This is a genomic window from Pseudomonas sp. GW823-FHT02E01, from assembly GCF_058797535.1.
In genome coordinates this window covers 86,728-107,853 of sequence record NZ_JBXAJS010000013.1, presented here as the reverse complement: position 1 = coordinate 107,853, position 21,126 = coordinate 86,728, and the positions used below count along the sequence as shown (strand labels likewise).

The following is a 21,126-nucleotide window of genomic DNA, read 5'->3' as shown; positions in this document are numbered from 1 at the left end:
CCGTACGTCGCTTTTTAGTGCCGCGCCAGCTTCCTGTCGCGGCACTTGAAGGCTCTCGGGTTCGAGCCAGACACCTGTCAAACAAACGTCACATGCTGCGCTACACAGATAGCAGACAAACAACAACCCATTGATTTAATACGACTTTTATTCGGATGAACCGAATGGCACGACTTTCGCTCTAAGTTTGCTCAGACACGTAAAGTGAAAGCAGACGGGGGTGAAGCTTGAGCGCAGAGATTACTCATCTTCTACAAAGCGGATTAAACTTGTACGAAATGTCCTACGGGACTGACGGACCAGTACGACGCGCAGCCCTAAGCCGCTCTCACCCTGCTTGTAAGACAGCCTTACTGCTTAGGGGCGCATGCCTTATGAAACCACCTTCCCAGACCAACGCAATTGACTTCGATAGCGCCAAATTGCAGCGCCTGGGCTTTGGTCAGCAGCCGCCCCTCCTGGAAAGACCTGTCAGTCTTGCGCAATTGCGCCAGCAACTGAGCCTGCAGTTGCAAACCAGTCTGGAGCCGCAACGCATTCTTGGGACGTTCTATCGCGAGATTCAGCGGTTGGTGCCGTTGGACGCCTTGTGCTACCAGCACAAGAGCAGTGACCTGCGCCTGGAGTTCGGCCAACGCGGCCACCACTCCATCAGTTACAGCCTCAGCCACGAAGGCGAACACCTGGGTGAGCTGATCTTCCGTCGCAATCAGCGTTTCAGCGAACAGGATCAGGGCAATCTCGAATCACTGCTGGCCGCACTGCTTTTCCCGATGCGCAATGCGCTGCTGTACCGTACCGCCACCCAAAGCGCACTGCGCGACCCGCTGACCGGTGCCGGTAACCGCATCGCCATGGACCAGACGCTGCAAAGGGAAATCGAACTGTCCCGGCGCCATCTGCAACCGTTGTCAGTACTGATGCTGGACATCGATCATTTCAAGCTAGTCAATGATACCCATGGCCACAGCACAGGTGATGACGTGCTCAAGGCGGTCGCCGCCACGATCAAAAACCAGCTGCGCAACGTGGACATGGTGTTCCGCTATGGCGGCGAGGAGTTCCTGATCCTGCTGTCGAATACCTGTCGCGAGGCCGCGGCCATGGTCGGTGAGCGGCTGCGGTTTGCAGCCCAGTCTGAAGAGTACCTGGCCGATGGTCACAGGATCCTGCTGACGGTCAGCCTCGGCTGTTCGACCCTGTTGCCCGGCGAGTCTGCCGAAAGCCTGTTGCGACGGGCAGACAGCGCGTTGTATGTGGCCAAGCGCGAAGGTCGTAACCGGCTGGAGATGGCGGGCTGATTTTTCAGCCACGACACAAACCAATGTGGGAGCGGGCTTGCTCGCGAAGGCGGCGTATCAGCTGACATCTGAGCTGAATGACACTCCGCATTCGCGAGCAAGCCCGCTCCCACCGTTTTACTGCGTGATAGCTGAATCAGCCTTCGGCCAATGCCATCCGCTCACGCACAACCGGTACCCGCTCTGCGTGCTCCATTTGCATGCAACGTTCGAGAAACAGGTACATATAGTCGTAGCTCTTGCAAACGGCCTGACGCAACTCCACCTGCAGGGATTTGCCGGGGTTGGTGCCCGCCAATGTGCAGATGATCTCAAGGGCTTCCCATGGATGGGCATCGTCGTACTGGGCATGCATCTTCAGCCACTTCATCGCCCGCTTACGATCTTCCTCGGGGAACGAGGCGGCGTAGATACCGTTGGAACACACTACCGCCGACCATTCCCCGGTCGCCCCTTCGATGGCGTAGTTGGTAGCGGCAATCGCAACGATCAGCGAGTCGGCTGAACTGGTGTGCCAGCACCAATGGCTCAAGGCGTGAAGCTCGGGGGGAACCTGCTGAGCCTGCAGCTCTTCCAGGCTGACACCGTGCGCGCGACTCCAGTTCACCCAGTAATCGGCGTGGTTCAGTTCGACGCGGATGTTACGCATCAGCCAGCGACGGGCCATGTCTTCGCCGGGATGACGGGCAAAGCGGGTCTTGGTCAGGTTTTGTGCCATATACAACGCGAACTGTTCGACCACCGGCCAGCCACCGATCAGGTACTGGCGCATGGTCTTCGCACTGAGTTTGTTGTCTCGCATGCGTTGGTACAGTTCGTGTTCGACAACCCGGCGCTTGCTCTCGCTGCAATCCTGGATCAGGCGCTGGGCCCAGGCAGGGTAACTTGCAGCTTCCATGAGCGGTCCGGTTCGGTTGAATGTATCGATCACTGTCGAGCTCCTTTTGATTGTGATTGTAAGACCGGCAGGAGTCTCAACGGAACGTGCCAGGCGCCTTGAACAACAGCGGTTGCGGCCTGGCGGGACGACTTAACAGACTATCACTGGTAAACAACTGCGGGCGTTCAATCACATACCCTTGAGCGTAATCCACCCCGATCTCCAGCAATGCCTGCTCGATCTGGGGCGTTTCGACAAACTCGGCAATCGTGCGCTTACCCATCACATGGCCAATGTGATTGATCACTTCGACCATGGCGCGGTTAATCGGGTCGTCCAGCATATCCTTTACGAAACTCCCGTCGATCTTCAGGAAGTCTACAGGCAAATGTTTCAGGTACGCGAATGAGGACATTCCGGCGCAAAAGTCATCCAGCGAAAAATGGCAGCCTAAGCCTTTGAGTTCATTAATGAATCGAATGGCGCTGCCAAGATTTGAAATGGCACTGGTTTCAGTAATTTCAAAACAAATCATTTCAGGTGGAATCGAATACGTCACAAACTGTTCGCGCAAGAAGTCCAGAAACGCCTCATCCCCGATCGTCGTGCCTGACAGATTGATCGCACACATGGCCAGCGGTCCGTGGCCTTGCTCGGCCCGGCATTGGGCGATGATCTTGAACACGTTCTGCACCACCCAACGATCAAGCGAGCTCATCAGGCCATAGCGTTCAGCTGCCGGAATGAAGCTGTCGGGCAAGATCATCCGCCCGGCTTCATCATGTAATCGCAGCAGGATTTCAATGTGCCCGCCGTCCTGATCGACATGACCCAAGGGGGCAATTTCCTGGGCGTACAGGCAGAAGCGGTCTTCCTCCAGCGCCATGTGCAAACGCTGCACCCAGGCCATCTCGCCGAAGCGCAGGGACAATTCCGAGTCATCCGGATGATAGACCTGGACCCGGTTCCGACCCTTTTCCTTGGCCATGTAGCACGCCATGTCGGCAGCACGCAGCGAGGCTTCGAGCGTCGTCGGGTTCTGCGCGACATGGACCAGCCCGATACTGACAGTGGTCACGAAAGGCCGGCCTTTCCAGACAAAATGCAGATTCTGCACCGTCTGGCGCAGGCTTTCGGCAATTTTCTCCGCCGCTTCCGGTGCGCAGTTTTCCAGCAGGATGCCGAACTCGTCGCCGCCAAGGCGCGCCAGGGTGTCGCCTTCGCGCAGCCCCGATTGCAACAGCGCGCAGATGTGCCGCAGCAGTTCGTCCCCCGCCGCGTGGCCGCAGGTGTCGTTGACCAGCTTGAACTGGTCCAGATCGAGGAACATCAGGGCATGGCGACCCGAATGGCGGGTCAGGTTGTGCAGCGCCTGTTCCAGGCGATATTCGAACTCGCGACGGTTGGCAAGGCCGGTCAAGGCATCGTGGGTCGCCTGCCACGACAGATTGGCGATGTACTGCCGCTCCTGGGTCATGTCATGCAGCACCAGCACCGTCCCGCTGACTTTTCCGGCATTGCGGATGGGCGCGCCCACCAGCGTGACCGACACCGTGCTGCCGTCCAGGCGTTGAATCAACTTGGAGTGTTCACTGCCGCCACTGAGCTGGCCGCTCAGAATATGCTCGATCAGGGTGAAACCATCGGTCTGGGCATTTTCGTCCAACAGGTTGAACAGCGCCGCCAGCGGCAATCCCGTCGCCTGCTCGGCCTTCCAGTGGGTCATCGCCTCGGCCGCCGGATTCATGTAGGCGATTGCACCGGAAACATCCGTGGTGATCACCCCATCACCAATTGATTGCAGGGTGATCTGCGCCCGTTCTTTTTCCAGTTGCAGCGCATCGGCGAACGCATGGCGCTGCTTGAGCAGTTTATGGGTGCGCATCAGCGCCAGCGCAATCAATCCAAGAGCAGTGGCGAGGTTAGTCAGCAGCAGCAAACGAAGAATGACCCGCGAACCTTCACCCAAGGCATCGCTGAACGCCTTTGCCGCCGGCGTCACACCGTCGTTGATGGCGAAAATCTGCTCCTTCCAGCGCTGTACGTCCGCGCCGGAGGCCGGGCCGGCAGTGATGTGCTGATGCATGTCCCGCGCAACGTCATCGAGCTGGACCAGATAGGCATCCCCCACGGTCCAAAGGTTGATGGCTTTTTCGAGATAACTGAAATGACGAAAGTTGAGGTACAGCCAGATCAGGCTGGAAACGTCTTCCGGGTGGTTGCCACCCTTGAGAATCGCCACACGTGCCGCCTCTATATTCGGCGGTTGATGATCCAGCGCCACGCGCAACTCATGCCCGCCCTGAGGCACGGAAATGGCGTGCTGGTATTTACGAAAAATCGCTTCGTCGCCGCTGTCGGCATAGAGGTTGAGGTAATAGATCGCGTCCTTCTGGCCCTTGGACCAGAGGCTTTCCCCAGCAACATAGCCGCGAACCGCCGACAGTACGTAAAGGCTAACGCCGCCCAACAAGGCTTGAAACACTACAACGGCGATAAATGGCCAGACGATGCCCAACAGCCGTGGCGTTCCGAGAGTCCGCGTTTGATTCATGAGGTCCCTTGCATTAGCACCGCTTGCTCGTCTTCCGGACGAAATCGCTATAGCTAGACTAGGTTGCGATTCCGATCCCGGCAAGCGACAAGCTATGCCCGGAGGGAATATCGCGGCCACTGAATTCGGCCGCGATGATGTTTTTTATAGTATTGAAGTGGCGCCCTGCAACCTTGATATCATTTCACTACAACCGCTGCAAATGCCCATACAGCTTGGCGTACAGGCCACCGTCGGCAATCAGTTGCTGATGATCGCCATCCTCGGCAATTTGCCCGCCGTCGAACACCAGCACACGGTCGGCCTGTTTTACTGCCGAAAGGCGGTGGGCAATGATCAACGTGGTGCGGTTGCTCAGAAACCGCGCCAAGGCCTGGTGCAGGTTGTATTCGGTGGCGGCATCCAGCGCAGAGGTGGCTTCGTCGAGGATCACCACCTTGGGCTCGGCCAGTACCATCCGGGCAATGGCCAGGCGTTGACGTTGCCCGCCGGACAACCGCACCCCGGAGCGCCCGACGATGCTGTCCAGGCCCTTGGGCAAATCCCGGACCGTACCGTGCAACTGGGCGATTTCCAGCGCCTGCCAGCAGGCCTCGTCACTGCGCTCGCGACCCATGGTCAGGTTGGCCCGGATGGTATCGTTGAACAGCGCCGGATGTTGCAGGACCACGGCAACATTTTCCCGCACGGTTTCCAGGCCGATCTCCTGCTGGGTCGAACCGCCGAAGCGAATGGTTCCGGCCAACGGCGTGTACAAGCCCAGCAGCAGTTGCACCAGAGTGCTCTTGCCGCCACCGCTGGCGCCGACGATCGCGACCTTTTCGCCTGGGGCGATGGACAGGTTCATCTGGTTCAGGACCAGTTCATCACCGTAACCGAAGCTCAACCCTTGTACTTCCAGCCCGACCGTCTCGCGACCGACGAAAGGGTCGATGCCGCCCGGGTATTGGGGCTCATCGGCTCGGGACAGCAACTCGTTGATCCGCGACAGCGCACCGCCGGCAGCGTAGTAGGCATATTGCAGGTTCAGCAACTGTTCGACCGGGCCGATCATGAACCACAGGTAGCTGAACACCGCGAGCATCTGGCCGATTGAAAGGTCGGAAAACAGCACGGTGAGCATCGCCGCGGCCCGGAAAATATCGATGCCGAACTGGAACAGCAAACCGCTGGCCCGGTTCGATGCATCGGTTTTCCATTGCGAATTCACCGCATAGTCGCGCACGTCCCGGGCGCGCTGGCCCAAGCGACCGAGGAAAAACCCCTGGCGGTTGCCGGCGCGAACTTCCTGGATGGCATCCAGCGTTTCGGTCAGCGCCTGGGTAAAGCGTGAAGTGCTGTCGTTCTCGAGTTTCTTCAGGTGCTTGACCCGCTTGCCCAACTGCACCGTGGCATAGATCACCAGCGGGTTGAACAGCAGAATCAGCAAGGCCAGTTTCCAGTGCATCCACATCAGAATGCCCGCCGTGCCGACCAGGGTCAGCATGGCCACGAGGAAACGGCTGAGGGTTTCACCGACGAATTTGTCCAGTGTGTCCAGGTCGGTGACCAGATGCGTGGTCACCGTGCCGCTGCCCAGGCTTTCGTACTCACCCAGCGAAATACGCTTGAGCCGTTCGATCAGCCGTATGCGAATGCGGTAGACGATGTCCTTGGCCAACCCGGCGAACAATTTCGCCTGCACCACGTTGAACAGCAACGCCGTACACCGCAGGGTCAAGGTCACCAGCAGCATCAGGCCAATGTAGCCCGCGGCCTTCTGCCAGCCTTCAGGCAGCGCGTGGTTCATGATCTTCAGCGCGGCATCACCGTGCCCCAGCAACACCTCGTCCACCAGCAACGGCAGGAGCAAGGGAATCGGCACGCTGCACAAGGTCGCCAGCACGGCTACGCCGTTGGCGATCCACAGGGATTTCTTGTGATGCAGGGCCAGGCGGCGGATTTCCGCCCAGCTCAGACGGTCGACACGTTTAGCGGGTGCGACATCATCAGGCAGGTCATGCACAGGCAGCACGCTCCAGCCAGCGGCCGAGCAGCGGGGACAACTCGCTCAACGGCTGATAGCCATTGGTCAACAACGCCAGTTGGCCGTTACGCTCGGCCAGCAGGGTGGGGAAACCGGCAATGCCCAGGTCCTGGACCCAAGTGAAATCGGCTTCAGTCGCAGTGTGCATGTCAGCACGGTCGAAAGCGGCGGCGAACTCGATGCGCGGCACGCCGGCCTGCTCGGCCAGTTCCACCAGCACGCTGGCGCGGGTGACGTCCCGACCTTCGACATAAAACGCATGCTGAATCAGCCCGAGCAGCTTCCAGGCACAATCCGGCGCCAGTCCGCGCGCCGTCACCAGTGCCCGGCAGGCAGGCTCGGTGTCGTAGACAAAGCCATCGGGTAACGCGCCCTCAAACTTGAAGGGCTGGCCGGTGGCCTCGGTGACCGCCTGCCAGTGCTCAAGAATGTAGCGTCGGGTGGTCGGCTCCAGCGCCGCACCGCTACCGGTGCGCAAACCACCTACGATCAAGTGCACATCCACACCCGCGGCTTGCGCCTGCTCGACCAGTGACTTGGCCACGGGGGCAAACCCCCAGCACCAGGAACACATCGGGTCCATCACATAGAGCAGGCGCGCAGACATGGTTCAGGCCTCGGAAGATGCTTGCTTGTAGTTGAAGCCGATCGGGTGAGGCTGGTTACGAGCCTTGGCCAGTTCGATCTGCTTCTGCCGGTCGATCGCACTGCGACGGGTCTTCTCGCTCAGCTTATCCCAGCAATGCGGGCAACTGATGCCGGCCACGTAATGCTCGGACGCGCGGTCTTCCACACTCACCGGTGTGCGGCAGGCATGACATTGATCGTAGTCGCCCTCGCTCAGGTCGTGACGAACGGTCACGCGGTTGTCGAACACGAAGCAATCACCCTGCCACTTGGTTTCTTCCTGCGGCACCTCCTCGAGGTACTTCAGGATGCCACCCTTGAGGTGAAAAACCTCACCGTAGCCCTCGCTGAGCATGTAGCTAGAGGCCTTCTCGCAGCGGATGCCACCGGTGCAGAACATCGCGACCTTCTTGTGCACGGCCGGGTCGAAGTTGGCTTTGATGTAATCGGGAAATTCGCGAAAACTGGTGGTTTTCGGGTCGATGGCGCCTTCGAAGGTACCGATCGAGACTTCGTAGTCGTTACGGGTGTCGATCAACAACACTTCCGGGTCGCTGATCAGCGCGTTCCAGTCCTGCGGATCGACGTAGGTGCCGACCTTTTTGTTCGGGTCCACGCCTTCCACGCCGAGGGTGACGATTTCTTTCTTGAGTTTGACCTTGGTGCGGTAGAACGGCTGCTCGTCGCAGTACGACTCTTTGTGGTCGATGTCGTCCATGCGCGGGTCGTTCTTGAGCCAGGCCATCAGCCCGTCGATGCCTTCGCGGCTGCCGGACACGGTGCCGTTGATGCCTTCTTCGGCAATCAGCAGCGTGCCTTTGATGCCGTTGTCGACCATCGCTTGCAGCAGGGGCTCGCGCAGGGCGACGTAATCTTCCAGGGTGACGAACTTATACAGTGCCGCCACGACAATCTGTTGTGTCATGGGTAAATCTCCAGGTGGCTACCCTCGTAAGGGGTGAACCGGATGCGAAAAAAAACGCGCCGGGTTAGCGGCGCGTTGGGCATTCTAACAAAAAACCGGAGTTTAGTGCTTGCTGCCGCCGGCACAGGTCGGCGAGGCCGGAGCCGCGTCGATCTGTGCCCATTCTTCTGGCGTGTAGGTATGCAGCGCCAACGCATGGAACTCTCCCATCAGCTCGCCGAGCGTGCCGTAGACCTTCTGGTGGCGCTTGACCCGGTTCAGGCCTTCGAACTGCGCACTGACCACCACAGCCTTGAAATGGGTTTGCAGCCCACGGCTGTGCATGTGGCTTTCATCCAGCACTTGCAGATGCTCGGGCTGAAGCAGGCCCAGCGTCGATTCGATGCGTTGTTGCATGGTCATACCGAACTCCGCTTAAGGCTTTTTCTTGGCTGGGGCGGCTGCGTCTTTCGGCGTCAGCTCGGCGGTCATGTCAGCCAGCAGCTTGTTGACCACAGGCACCGCGCTTTCCAGCTTGGCCTGGGTCATCTGGGCCGATTGCTGGGTCAGCTGAGGCATTTTTTCCAGGACTTTCTTGCCCAGTGGCGACTGGTAGAACGCAACCAGGTCCTTGAGCTCGGATTCGGTGAAGTTGGTGGTGTAGAGCTTGACCATGTCCGGTTTCAGCTTGTTCCAGCCAATGGCCTGGTCCAGAGCGGCGTTGGCCTTGGCCTGGTAGGTTTCCAACACGGCCTTTTTCGACTCAGGGGCTTTGGTCTGTTCGAAACGCTGGGCAAACATCTGCTGTACTTGCATGTACACCGGGGTGCCCAGTTTGTCAGCGTGCGCCATGGTCAGGAAAGCCTCGGCACTGGCGTTATGGCTGGCGGTGTCGGCAAGAACCTGGCCGCTGGCGCAGACCAAAGCAACGGCGGTACAGATGGCACGAAGACGAGTCATCGAGTTTCCTTTTCTAGCTGGCGAGGTAAGACCCCAAGGGCGTCCATTCTGCGCCTAAAAAAGTGTGTCGCTCAACCCCAAGCCTTGTCGCACCTGATTTAGAGGGGTTGAATGGTCAAATTCAGACTGATGGAACCACGGCCGTCGATCACGGCCTAAACTGCGCAATCGGACCTACAGGAGTGAGCAAGATGAGCCGTATCGAAACCGACAGCCTCGGCCAGGTTGAAGTCCCGGATGAAGCCTATTGGGGCGCTCAGACGCAACGCTCGCTGATCAACTTCGCCATCGGCAACGAACGCATGCCGCTGGCCGTGTTGCATGCCCTGGCGCTGATCAAGAAAGCCGCGGCACGGGTCAATGATCGCAATGGCGATGTGCCCGCCGATATCGCCCGCCTGATCGAGCAGGCGGCCGACGAAGTGCTCGCCGGCGACCACGACGACCAGTTTCCGCTGGTGGTCTGGCAAACCGGCAGCGGTACCCAGAGCAACATGAACGTCAATGAAGTGATCGCCGGTCGCGCCAACGAGCTGGCCGGCAACCCCCGTGGCGGCAAGTCCCCGGTGCACCCCAACGATCACGTCAATCGCTCCCAGAGCTCCAACGACTGCTTCCCCACCGCCATGCATATCGCAGCCGTCCAGGCGGTGCAACAGCACTTGCTGCCGGCGATCAGCGAACTGTCTGGCGGGCTGGCCGAACTGGCCGCACGCCACATGAAACTGGTCAAGACCGGCCGCACCCACATGATGGATGCGACACCCATCAGCTTCGGCCAGGAAATCTCGGCCTTCATCGCGCAACTCGATTACGCCGAGCGGGCGATCCGCAGCGCACTGCCCGCGGTCTGCGAACTGGCCCAGGGTGGAACGGCCGTCGGCACCGGGCTCAATTCACCCCACGGCTTTGGTGAGGCCATCGCCGCAGAATTGGCCGCCCTCTCCGGTTTGCCGTTTATCACCGCGCCGAACAAGTTTGCCGCGCTGGCCGGTCATGAGCCGCTGACCACGCTGTCCGGCGCGCTGAAAACCCTCGCCGTGACGCTGATGAAAATCGCCAACGATCTGCGCCTGCTGGGTTCCGGCCCGCGCGCCGGCTTCGCCGAAGTCAGGCTGCCGGTCAATGAACCGGGCAGTTCGATCATGCCGGGCAAGGTCAACCCGACCCAATGCGAAGCGCTGTCGATGCTGGCCTGCCAGGTATTGGGCAACGATGTCGCCATCGGCTTTGCCGCCAGTCAGGGCCACTTGCAGCTCAACGTGTTCAAACCGGTGATCATCCACAACCTGCTGCAATCGATCCGTTTACTGGCGGATGGCTGCAGCAACTTCCAGCAGCACTGCGTGGCCGGTCTGGAGCCGGATGCGGAAAAAATGGCTGAGCACCTGGAGCGTGGCTTGATGCTGGTGACGGCGCTCAACCCGCACATCGGCTATGACAAATCGGCGGAGATCGCCAAGAAAGCCTACAGCGAAGGCCTGACCTTGCGCGAAGCGGCGTTGCAGCTCGGGTATCTGACAGACGAAGAGTTCGATGCGTGGGTGAGGCCGGAGAACATGCTGGAGGCTGGCACCAAGGGCTGAGTTTTGTAGCGCCTGACAGTCAGTCTTCGCGAGCAAGCCCGCTCCCACAGGTTTTGCGTCGTCCACAAAGTTGATAAACGACTCGAAACCTGTGGGAGCGTGGCTTGCCCGCGATGAACGATAACGCGGTCTAACTGGCTGCCATCCGCACCTTCCGCGCCTTCAGCCCGGCAATCAACGAAGGCCCCAACGCCACCAGCGCCGACCCCAGCACCACCAGCACCGCACCGCCATATCCCAGGCCATTGATCGTCTCGGCATGCACATAGTCGGGCCACAGCCACGCAGCCATGGCAACCGCGGCAAAGGTCACCAACGGCGTGATGGCCAGCGTCGCGCTGACCCGGGAGGCTTCCCAATGGGCCAGGGCCTCGGCAAACGCGCCATAGGCAATCAGGGTGTTGAGGCAGCACGCCAGCAGCAGCCAACCCTGCAAGGGGCTTAATTGCAACGCTTCGAGCGGATGCACCCACGGCGTCAACAGCGCCGCGCAGAACAGGTAGATCACCATCATCACCTGCAGCGAATTCCACACCGTCAGCAATTGCTTCTGCCCCAGGGCATAGAAGGTCCAGACCGTGGACGCCAGCAACACAAGCAGCACACCGGCGGTGTAGTCGGTCAGAGACGTGAGCAACTCACTCAAGCGCTGGTTGAAAAACAGCGCAAAGCCGATCAGCAGCACCAGCAGGCCAATCCCCTGCCCCAGGCTGAAACGCTCCTTGAACACAAACAGACTGGCGATCAGCAGCATGATCGGTCCCATCTGCACTACCAGTTGCGCCGTACCGGGGCTGAGCAGGTTCAGGCCCATCAGATACAACACATAGTTACCGACTAGGCCGAGCACCGCCATCAGCACCAACCAGCCACCACGAGGACCGAGCACCTTGCGGCTGGGCAGACGCCTGGTGGCCGCCAGGTAAATGAACAGGCAGCCGCCGGATACCATCAGGCGAAACCAGGTCACCGTCACCGGGTCCATTACCAGCAACACTTGTTTGAGCTTGATCGGCAGGATTCCCCACAACAACGCGGTCAACAAGGCCAGGAACAGACCGTAACCCCAGCGACCCGATGAAATGTGCATGTGAACCCCAACGCCAACTGACAGGAGTCGACATTCTAGGCCCGCTGCGGTGGCGTACACAGGCACAGTTTCGGTCTGGCCGCGAATGAAACTGTGCGGGTCGTAATCTTCAGGTGATTTTTTTGACCGTGGCGCACCCATCGCGAGCAAGCTCGCTCCCACAGGTTTTGCGACGTACACAACATTTGTGATCGCCGCTGAACACTGTGGGAGCGAGCTTGCTCGCGATGACTATCGAACTGACAACGAGAAATATCGAGGCTTACCGCACCGCTTCAAACAGCCCGGTTGCCCCCATCCCGCCACCCACGCACATGGTGACGATGCCGTACCGCAGATTGCGTCGCTGCAATTCACGAACCAGATGCCCGACCTGGCGCGAACCGGTCATGCCGAACGGGTGACCGATGGAAATCGAGCCGCCGTTGACGTTGTACCGGGCGTTGTCGATTTCCAGGCGATTGCGGCTGTACAGGCACTGCGAGGCGAACGCTTCGTTGAGTTCCCACAGGTCGATGTCGTCAATCCGCAAGCCTTTGGCCTTGAGCAGTTTCGGGACCGAAAACACCGGGCCGATGCCCATTTCATCCGGCGCGCAACCGGCCACGGTAAAGCCGCGGAAGAACGCTTTCGGCTTGAGCCCCAGCTCCAGCGCTTTCTCCAGGCTCATCACCAGAGTCATGGACGCGCCGTCAGACAGCTGCGAAGAGTTACCCGCCGTGACCGAGCCATCTTCGGCGAACACCGGCTTCAACCCGGTCAGACTTTCCAGGGTGGTGTCCGGGCGGTTGCAGTCATCGCGGTCGACGATGCCGTCGAGGATCTGTGCTTGACCTGTGGCCTTGTCTTCAACGCGATACTTCACCGACATCGGCACGATTTCATCAGTGAACAGCCCGGCGGCCTGAGCCTCTGAGGTGCGCTGCTGGCTTTGCAGCGCATACAGGTCCTGCTCTTGGCGGCTGACGTTGTACCGACGCGCGACGATTTCAGCAGTCTGGCCCATCGGGAAGTAGATGCCCGGCACCTGTTCCTTGAGCAGCGGATTGATCAGGTTGTCGGTGTTGACGCTCTTCATGGTCAGGCTGATGGACTCGACGCCGCCAGCGACGATGATGTCGCTGCAACCCGAAGCGATCTGGTTGGCGGCAATGGCGATCGCCTGCAGGCCCGAGGAACAGAACCGGTTGAGGGTCATGCCGGCCGTGCCGATGCCCAGGCGCGAGAGCACCGCGACATTGCGACCGATATTGAAACCCTGGGCGCCTTCGTTGGAGCCGGCACCAACGATGCAGTCCTCGACGCTCGCCGGATCGATACCGGTGCGCGCCAACAGTGCATCGACACAGTGTGCCGCCATGTCGTCCGGGCGGGTCATGTTGAATTTACCGCGAAAGGATTTGGCCAGGCCGGTCCGCACGCTGTCGACGATCACCACTTCACGCATGACATACCTCATTGTTGTTATCGGTTGAGAGTGGACCGAGCATAAGTCCAGCTCTTCACCCGCCGCGACGATCATTCATCCCGCGTATGCGTAACCATGGCCTCAATCCTTGTCCTTACGCTTGCGTTCATGCTTGGCGGATTTTTCGAAAGCCTCCTCCAGTGCCCGGTTGATGGTGCGCAAGACTTTTACCCGCGCCCAGCGTTTGTCGTTGGCTTCCACCAGGGTCCAGGGCGCAATCTCGGTGCTGGTCCGGTCGACCATGTCGCCGACCGCCGCGCGATAGTCGTCCCATTTATCACGGTTGCGCCAGTCGTCCTCAGTGATCTTGAAGCGTTTGAAGGGGATCTTTTCGCGCTCTTCGAAGCGCTCCAGTTGCGTCTGTTTGTCGATGGACAGCCAGAACTTGACCACGATCACACCGGCGTCGGTGAGCTGTTCTTCGAAATCGTTGATTTCACCGTAGGCACGCAGCCAGTCTGCCGGGCTGCAAAAACCTTCGATGCGCTCCACCAACACCCGGCCATACCAGGAGCGGTCGAACACGGTGAACTTGCCCCGGGCCGGCAGGTGCCGCCAGAAGCGCCACAGATACGGTTGCGCCCGTTCTTCTTCGGTGGGCGCGGCAATCGGCACGATGCTGTACTGGCGCGGATCAAGCGCTGCCGCTACCCGGCGGATCGCCCCGCCCTTGCCGGCCGCGTCGTTGCCTTCGAACACCGCCACCAGCGCGTGGCGGCGCATGCGTTTGTCACGCATCAACCCGGAAAACCGCGCCTGCTCGGTGATCAGTTGTTCTTCGTAATCTTCTTTGTCCAACTGCAGGGTCAGGTCCAGGCTGTCGATCAGGTTCACTTGATCGACACTGGGGAACACTGGCGCAGCGCTGACCTTTTCCGGATGGATCTTCGGTCGCTTCAATGCGCCCTGCAGACCCGCCAGCAGAATCCGCCCCACGGCCAGGCTGCGATAATGGGCATCCGCCCCGGCGATCACATGCCAGGGTGCATAAACGCGACTGGTGCGGCGCAGCGCCCGTTCACCATACTTCACGAACCTGTCGTAGGTTTGCGACTGCTGCCAGTCCAGCGGGCTGATGCGCCAGCTGTGCAGCGGGTCGTCGGCCAGTGCCTTGAGGCGAGCCTTCATTTGCTTCTTGGAGAGGTGGAACCAGAACTTGAAGATCAGCGCACCTTCATCGCAGAGCATCTTTTCCAGGCGCTCGGCGGCATTGATCGCCTGATCCAGACGCGGATCCTTGAACTCGCCATGGACCCGCCCCTGCAGCATCTGGCTGTACCAATTGCCGAAGAAAATCCCCATGCGCCCCTTGGCCGGGAGCATCCGCCAGTACCGCCAGGCCGGTGGCCGCGCCAGCTCTTCATCGGTTTGCTGATCGAACGTGCGGACTTCGATCAGGCGCGGGTCCATCCACTCGTTGAGCACCTTGATCGTCTCACCCTTGCCGGCACCTTCGATGCCATTGATCAAAATGATCACCGGGAAGCGGCGTTGCTGCTGCAATTCGAATTGCGCTTCGAGCAACGCTTCGCGCAGGGCCGGGATTTCGGCGTCGTAGGTTTCTTTGTCGATGGCGTGATCGATTTCGGCGGATTCAAACATGGGCGGCTCCCTTCCAGATGTGAGCAAGACTAGCGGATGGACCTGAAGGTCAGTGGAGATTTTCCGGATGGTTGCGGATTCCTGTGGCGAGGGGGCTTGCCCCCGTTGGGTTGCGAAGCAGCCCTGAATCAACCAACCGGGCCTGTCAGGTAAATCCGGTTGGCTGGTTTTACGACTGCTTCGCAGCCGAACGGGGGCAAGCCCCCTCGCCACAGGGCTTTGTGCAGGTTGATGATTTTCCCGGTTTCAGCCCGTTCATACCTTGCCACGGATCAAGCACCACACCTTCAATCGGCTAGAATGGCCGCCTTGCCGCTGCAGAGCCTGCCATGAAACCTGTATTGCCCCACGCCCAGCTCGACTGGGACGACCAAGGTCGCCCGTATTCGCGAGTGTTCGACGATGTGTACTTCTCCGACAAGTCAGGGCTGGATGAAACCCGCTATGTATTCATCGAGCAGAATCGACTGGCCGAACGCTTTGCCGCCTTGCCCGAGGGTGGGCGGCTGGTCATCGGTGAGACGGGGTTCGGCACCGGGCTGAATTTTTTGTGCGCCTGGCAGGTGTTCGAGCAACACGCAGCGGCCGGAGCGCGGCTGCATTTTGTCAGCGTAGAGAAATACCCGTTGAGCCCGGCCGACCTGCAACGTGCCCTGGCGCTGTGGCCGGAACTCAAGGTATTTGCCGATCAATTGCTTGAGCAATACGTGGCCATCCATCAGGGTTTTCAGCGCCTGACGCTGGACCACGGCCGCGTCACCCTGACGCTGCTGATCGGCGATGCATTGGAGCAACTGCCGCAACTCGATGCCCGAATCGACGCCTGGTTCCTCGACGGTTTCGCCCCGGCGAAAAACCCCGACATGTGGACCGCCGAACTGTTTGCCGAGCTGGCTCGCCTGGCCGCTCCCGGTGCATCCATCAGCACCTTCACCAGCACCGGCTGGGTGCGGCGTCTGCTCAACGCCGCCGGCTTCAAGATGAAACGCACCCCCGGCATCGGCCACAAATGGGAGATCCTGCGCGGCGAGTTCCTCGGCTGGCCCCGGGAAACGCCGGCCCCGACCCTGGATAAACCCTGGTTCGCCCGCCCGGCCCCGCTGACCAGCGAGCGCCAGGCACTGGTGATCGGTGCCGGCCTGGCCGGTTGTGCCAGCGCCGCCAGCCTCGCCGCGCGGGGCTGGCAAGTGACATTGCTGGAGCGCCACGACGCCATCGCCCGGGAAGCCTCGGGCAACCCGCAGGGTGTGCTCTACCTGAAGTTATCCGCCCATGGCACGGCGCTGTCGCAAATGATCGTCAGTGGATTCGGCTACACCCGACGTCTGCTCGAACACTTGCAACGGGGCCGCGACTGGGACGATTGCGGCGTGCTGCAACTGGCCTTCAATGCCAAGGAAGCCGAACGCCAGGCGCAATTGGCCGCGGCGTTTCCCGTGGACTTGCTGCACCTGCTGGATCAACCCGAAGCACAGGCGGTGGCCGGTATCGGACTGGCACACGGCGGCCTGTTCTATCCCGAAGGCGGCTGGGTCCACCCACCGGCGCTGTGCCAGTGGCAGGCTGCGCATCCACTGATTCAATTGCTCACCCATCACGATGCGCTGGAACTGCGCAAGGTTGAAGGCCGTTGGCAAGCCTGGGACGGCGAGCGATTGCTTGCCAGCGCCCCCGTGGTGGTGCTCGCCGGTGCCGCCGAAATCCAGCGTTTCCCCGAGAGCGCCGAGCTGCCGCTCAAGCGCATTCGCGGGCAAATCACCCGCTTGGCGCAAACTCCGCAAAGCCAGGCCCTGAGCACCGTGGTGTGTGCCGAAGGCTATGTCGCCCCCGCCCGTTTGGGCGAACACACCCTGGGGGCCAGTTTCGATTTCAAGAGCGATGACCTGACACCGACCACGGCAGAACACCTGGGCAACCTGGCCATGCTCGAAGAGATTTCCCACGATCTGGTCGAGCGTTTACAGGCCGATAAACTTGCGCCTGAAAGTCTCCAGGGGCGCGCCGCTTTTCGCTGCACCAGCCCCGACTACTTGCCAATCGTCGGCCCCTTGGCCGACACCCAGGCGTTCACTCAGGCGTATGCGGCGCTGGGCAAGGATGCCCGGCAGGTGCCGGACGTCGAATGCCCATGGCTTGACGGTTTGTACATCAACAGCGGTCACGGCTCGCGCGGCCTGATCACCGCGCCGCTGTCCGCAGAACTGCTGGCAGCCTGGCTGGACAACGAACCCCTGCCGTTGCCCAGAAGCGTGGCCGAAGCCTGTCACCCCAACCGATTTGCCCTGCGACGCCTGATCCGGGGCAAGTAGTCGATACAGCAGCCGAAGTCGCCCTCACGGGGCGATTCGGCCGTGGTCTGGCGCGCATATAACTCATCGATCTAAAACTCCCCTTACCGAGGAGGGTCACTTTCTGAGTACCCGCCGTTTCGGCGCGATATCGATCGACCCTCCCCAACGGAAAAACCGGTAAGGAATTTATGTGCGGATTAGCTGGCGAGTTACGTTTTGATCATCAACCTGCAGACCTTGCAGCCATTGAACGAATCACCCATCACCTGGCCCCCCGCGGCCCCGACGCCTGGGGATTTCATAGCCAGGGGCCGGTTGCCCTGGGCCATCGGCGCCTGAAGATCATGGACCTGTCGGACGGTTCGGCGCAGCCGATGATCGACCCGCAACTGGGCCTGTCCATGGCCTTCAACGGGGCGATCTACAACTTTCCGGAACTGCGCGCGGAACTTGAAAGCTTGGGTTACGCCTTCTATTCCGGTGGCGACACCGAAGTGTTGCTCAAGGGTTATCACGCCTGGGGCGAAGCCTTGCTGCCGAAACTCAACGGCATGTTTGCCTTTGCCGTTTGGGAGCGCGATGCCCAACGCCTGTTCATCGCCCGCGACCGTCTCGGCGTGAAACCGCTGTACCTCTCGCGCACCGGCCAGCGCCTGCGCTTCGCCTCGGCGCTGCCGGCATTGCTCAAGGGCGGCGACATCAACCCGATCCTCGATCCCGTGGCGCTCAATCACTATCTGAATTTCCACTCCGTGGTCCCGGCACCGCGCACTTTGCTGGCGGGCATTGAAAAACTGCCGCCGGCCACCTGGATGCGCATCGAAGCCGATGGCCACACCGAGCAGAAAACCTGGTGGACCCTGCCCTACGGCCCTCACGCCGATGAGACGAATCTGACCCTTGAGGACTGGCGCGACCGTGTGCTCGACAGCACCCGCGAAGCGGTAGCGATTCGTCAGCGTGCGGCGGTGGATGTCGGCGTGCTGCTGTCCGGCGGTGTCGATTCAAGCCTGCTGGTGGGTCTATTGCGGGAAGTAGGCGTGGACAATCTGTCGACCTTCTCCATCGGCTTCCAGGATGCCGGCGGCGAACGTGGAGACGAGTTCCAGTATTCGGACCTGATCGCCCGACACTACGGCACGCAGCACCATCAACTGCGCATCGACGAAAAGGAAATCATCGAACAACTGCCCGCCGCGTTCCGTGCCATGAGCGAGCCGATGGTCAGCCATGACTGCATCGCCTTCTACCTGTTGTCACGGGAGGTGGCCAAACACTGCAAAGTCGTCCAGAGCGGCCAGGGCGCCGATGAACTGTTCGCCGGTTACTACTGGTATCCGCAAGTGGACGGCGCGAGTGATCCGTATGCCGCGTACCGCGAAGCGTTTTTCGACCGCAGTTACGACGACTACGCCGCCACCGTGCAACCGAAATGGCTGACCGCGAATGACGCCGCCGGTGACTTCGTCAAAGCCCATTTCGCCCAGCCCGGTGCCGATGCGGCGGTGGACAAGGCCTTGCGTCTGGACAGCACGGTGATGCTGGTGGACGACCCGGTCAAACGGGTCGACAACATGACCATGGCCTGGGGCCTGGAAGCGCGCACGCCGTTTCTCGATTACCGCCTGGTGGAGCTGTCGGCACGGATTCCGGGACGTTTCAAACTGCCGGACGGCGGCAAGCAAGTCTTGAAAGAAGCCGCGCGACAAGTAATTCCCAGTGAAGTGATCGACCGCAAGAAAGGTTACTTCCCGGTGCCGGGCCTCAAGCATTTGCAGGGCGATACGCTGGAATGGGTGCGCGAGCTGCTGCTCGATCCCAGCCAGGATCGCGGCCTGTTCAACCCCGCGATGCTCGACCGTCTGCTGACTGATCCACAGGGGCAATTGACACCGTTGCGCGGCTCGAAGCTGTGGCAACTGGCGGCCCTCAACCTGTGGCTCAGCGAACAAGGAATCTGACCGATGAAACCTCACGCCACGGCTTTCAGCCAACGCCTGTTGCGCGGCCAGTCGCCCTCCTACGAACGCTTGCAGGCACGTCTGGCCGAGGATGGCAGTGAACTCGGCGGGGCGCCGATTGCCGTGCATTGCGGCTGGGGGCGCTTGCTGATCGGCCACACCTTTGCCGATGCCGCGAGCCTGGCCGGGGAGTTGCTCAACGAGCAGCCCGGCGAACGGGACATTGCCCTGTACGTTGCCGCGCCCCAGCAAGTGCTGGGGCTGGAGCCGACGCAGCTGTTCCTCGACCCGTCCGATACCTTGCGCCTGTGGTTCAGCGACTACCGTCAGGCGACCCGGGTGTTTCGCGGTTTCCGCATTCGACGCGCGCAAAGCGATGCCGACTGGCAGGCGATCAATCAGCTGTATCAGGCCCGCGGCATGTTGCCGATCGATGCCACCCTGCTGACGCCGCGCCATCTGGGCGGCCCGGTGTACTGGCTGGCCGAAGACGAGGACAGCGGCGCGGTCATCGGCAGCGTCATGGGCCTCAACCACCACAAGGCCTTCAACGACCCGGAAAACGGCAGCAGCCTGTGGTGCCTGGCGGTCGACCCGCATTGTGCGCGGCCGGGTGTCGGTGAAGTGTTGGTGCGGCATTTGATCGAACACTTCATGAGTCGCGGGCTCGCCTGCCTCGACCTGTCGGTGCTGCACGACAACCGCCAGGCGAAAAACCTTTACGCCAAGCTCGGTTTTCGCAACCTGACGACCTTCGCCATCAAGCGCAAGAACGGCATCAATCAGCCGCTGTTTCTCGGGCCCGGCCCGGAAGCCGCGTTCAACCCCTACGCGCGGATCATTGTCGAAGAAGCACACCGTCGTGGCATCGATGTGCACGTCGATGACGCCGACGCCGGGATGTTCACCCTCAGCCATGGCGGGCGCCGGGTACGCTGCCGTGAATCCCTGAGCGACCTGACCAGCGCCGTCAGCATGACCCTATGCCAGGACAAAAGCCTGACCCACAAAGTGCTCAAGGCAGCAGGGTTGAATCTGCCAGCGCAGCAACTGGCGGGTAACGCCGATGACAATCTGGCCTTCCTCGATGAACACCAGCGCGTGGTGGTCAAGCCACTGGATGGTGAACAGGGCCAAGGGGTGGCGGTGGATTTGCGCACCATAGAGGAAGTGCAGCAAGCCATAGAAGCCGCTCGCCACTTCGACAGCCGCGTGCTGCTGGAAAGTTTCCACGAGGGCCTGGACCTGCGCATTGTGGTGATCGGTTTTGAAGTGGTCGCCGCCGCCATTCGCCGGCCAGCCGAAGTGGTCGGCGACGGCCAACACTCCATCGGTGCATTGATCGAAGCCCAGAGCCGACGGCGACAGGCGGCCACGGGCGGCGAAAGCAAGATCCCGCAGGACCAGGAAACCCTGCGCACCTTGCGTGTCGCCGGATACGACTACAACAGCATTCTGCCGGCCGGTGAGCACCTGTTCGTACGGCGCACGGCGAATCTTCACACCGGCGGCGTGCTTGAGGATGTCACGGCGATCCTGCACCCGACGCTGGTGGACGCCGCCGTCCGCGCGGCTCGGGCCCTGGATATTCCCATGGTCGGCCTCGACTTGATGGTGTCCGCCGCTGACCAGCCGGACTATGTGTTTATCGAAGCCAACGAACGGGCCGGGCTGGCCAACCACGAACCGCAGCCGACGGCGGAGCGGTTTGTGGATCTGTTGTTTCCGTACAGTCAGCCGGTGGTCTCTTAGTGATGCGTTGTCTGGGCTGATGCCATCGCGAGCAAGCTCGCTCCCACCTTTGATCGCATTTCCCTGTGGGAGCGAGCTTGCTCGCGATGGCGGCCTGACAGGCAAAACAAACCCCTCATCGAAA

Annotated in this window: 15 protein-coding genes; 5 read left to right on the top strand and 10 right to left on the bottom strand. The window is 60.7% G+C overall.

Translation table 11 applies throughout. The features are described from left to right. Nucleotides 1–374 precede the first annotated feature (374 nt). Nucleotides 375–1,301, top strand: a complete 927-nt coding sequence (locus AC1RDQ_RS25705) for a GGDEF domain-containing protein (protein ID WP_057713764.1) — start codon at nt 375–377, stop codon at nt 1,299–1,301. 136 nt (nt 1,302–1,437) lie between these two features. Here AC1RDQ_RS25705 and AC1RDQ_RS25700 read toward each other — a convergent pair whose 3' ends face one another. The 7 genes from AC1RDQ_RS25700 to AC1RDQ_RS25670 form a co-directional block, all read right to left on the bottom strand. Next, complete coding sequence (locus AC1RDQ_RS25700) at nt 1,438–2,199, bottom strand: iron-containing redox enzyme family protein (RefSeq protein WP_492588447.1); 762 nt, start codon at nt 2,197–2,199, stop codon at nt 1,438–1,440. Between the two features lie 76 nt (nt 2,200–2,275). Next, the gene (locus AC1RDQ_RS25695; protein ID WP_090457153.1) at nt 2,276–4,735 is read right to left on the bottom strand and encodes an EAL domain-containing protein; all 2,460 of its coding nucleotides are present in this window, start codon (nt 4,733–4,735) and stop codon (nt 2,276–2,278) included. Nucleotides 4,736–4,922: 187 nt separating this feature from the next. Then, nucleotides 4,923–6,740 (bottom strand): ABC transporter ATP-binding protein, encoded by a 1,818-nt coding sequence (locus tag AC1RDQ_RS25690; RefSeq protein ID WP_492588446.1) that lies wholly within the window; start codon nt 6,738–6,740, stop codon nt 4,923–4,925. After that, complete coding sequence (locus AC1RDQ_RS25685; protein WP_057713760.1) at nt 6,733–7,368, bottom strand: DsbA family protein; 636 nt, start codon at nt 7,366–7,368, stop codon at nt 6,733–6,735. The genes AC1RDQ_RS25690 and AC1RDQ_RS25685 overlap by 8 nt, the downstream gene beginning before the upstream one ends. 3 nt (nt 7,369–7,371) lie before the next feature. Next, the gene (gene trhO / locus AC1RDQ_RS25680; protein ID WP_090457157.1) at nt 7,372–8,313 is read right to left on the bottom strand and encodes an oxygen-dependent tRNA uridine(34) hydroxylase TrhO; all 942 of its coding nucleotides are present in this window, start codon (nt 8,311–8,313) and stop codon (nt 7,372–7,374) included. 102 nt (nt 8,314–8,415) lie between these two features. Next, entirely contained in the window at nt 8,416–8,715 is a 300-nt protein-coding gene (locus AC1RDQ_RS25675; RefSeq protein ID WP_057713758.1) for a BolA family protein, read from the bottom strand. 12 nt (nt 8,716–8,727) lie between these two features. Further along, entirely contained in the window at nt 8,728–9,252 is a 525-nt protein-coding gene (locus AC1RDQ_RS25670) for a DUF2059 domain-containing protein (protein ID WP_007997268.1), read from the bottom strand. A gap of 191 nt (nt 9,253–9,443) precedes the next feature. On the opposite strand from AC1RDQ_RS25670, the gene AC1RDQ_RS25665 reads away from it, so the two are divergent. After that, nucleotides 9,444–10,838: a class II fumarate hydratase gene (locus AC1RDQ_RS25665; RefSeq protein ID WP_492588445.1), complete on the top strand. Its 1,395-nt coding sequence runs from the start codon at nt 9,444–9,446 to the stop codon at nt 10,836–10,838. A 130-nt stretch (nt 10,839–10,968) separates the two neighbouring features. Here AC1RDQ_RS25665 and AC1RDQ_RS25660 read toward each other — a convergent pair whose 3' ends face one another. From AC1RDQ_RS25660 to pap, 3 genes are all read right to left on the bottom strand, one after another. Next, entirely contained in the window at nt 10,969–11,928 is a 960-nt protein-coding gene (locus tag AC1RDQ_RS25660) for a DMT family transporter (protein WP_057713756.1), read from the bottom strand. Nucleotides 11,929–12,190: 262 nt separating this feature from the next. Continuing rightward, a complete protein-coding gene (locus AC1RDQ_RS25655) occupies nt 12,191–13,375 on the bottom strand; it encodes a thiolase family protein (RefSeq protein ID WP_492588444.1) in 1,185 nt (394 codons plus the stop codon). 102 nt (nt 13,376–13,477) lie between these two features. Further along, nucleotides 13,478–14,998: a polyphosphate:AMP phosphotransferase gene (gene pap / locus AC1RDQ_RS25650; protein WP_154863392.1), complete on the bottom strand. Its 1,521-nt coding sequence runs from the start codon at nt 14,996–14,998 to the stop codon at nt 13,478–13,480. 329 nt (nt 14,999–15,327) lie between these two features. On the opposite strand from pap, the gene mnmC reads away from it, so the two are divergent. The 3 genes from mnmC to ngg all read left to right on the top strand — a co-directional run bounded on the left by mnmC (nt 15,328) and on the right by ngg (nt 21,002). Continuing rightward, entirely contained in the window at nt 15,328–17,307 is a 1,980-nt protein-coding gene (gene mnmC, locus AC1RDQ_RS25645; RefSeq protein ID WP_492588443.1) for a bifunctional tRNA (5-methylaminomethyl-2-thiouridine)(34)-methyltransferase MnmC2/FAD-dependent 5-carboxymethylaminomethyl-2-thiouridine(34) oxidoreductase MnmC1, read from the top strand. A gap of 170 nt (nt 17,308–17,477) precedes the next feature. Then, on the top strand, nt 17,478–19,250 hold the full coding sequence (locus AC1RDQ_RS25640) for an N-acetylglutaminylglutamine amidotransferase (RefSeq protein WP_492588442.1): 1,773 nt from the start codon (nt 17,478–17,480) through the stop codon (nt 19,248–19,250). A gap of 3 nt (nt 19,251–19,253) precedes the next feature. Further along, entirely contained in the window at nt 19,254–21,002 is a 1,749-nt protein-coding gene (ngg, locus tag AC1RDQ_RS25635) for an N-acetylglutaminylglutamine synthetase (protein WP_057713751.1), read from the top strand. Nucleotides 21,003–21,126: the final 124 nt, after the last annotated feature.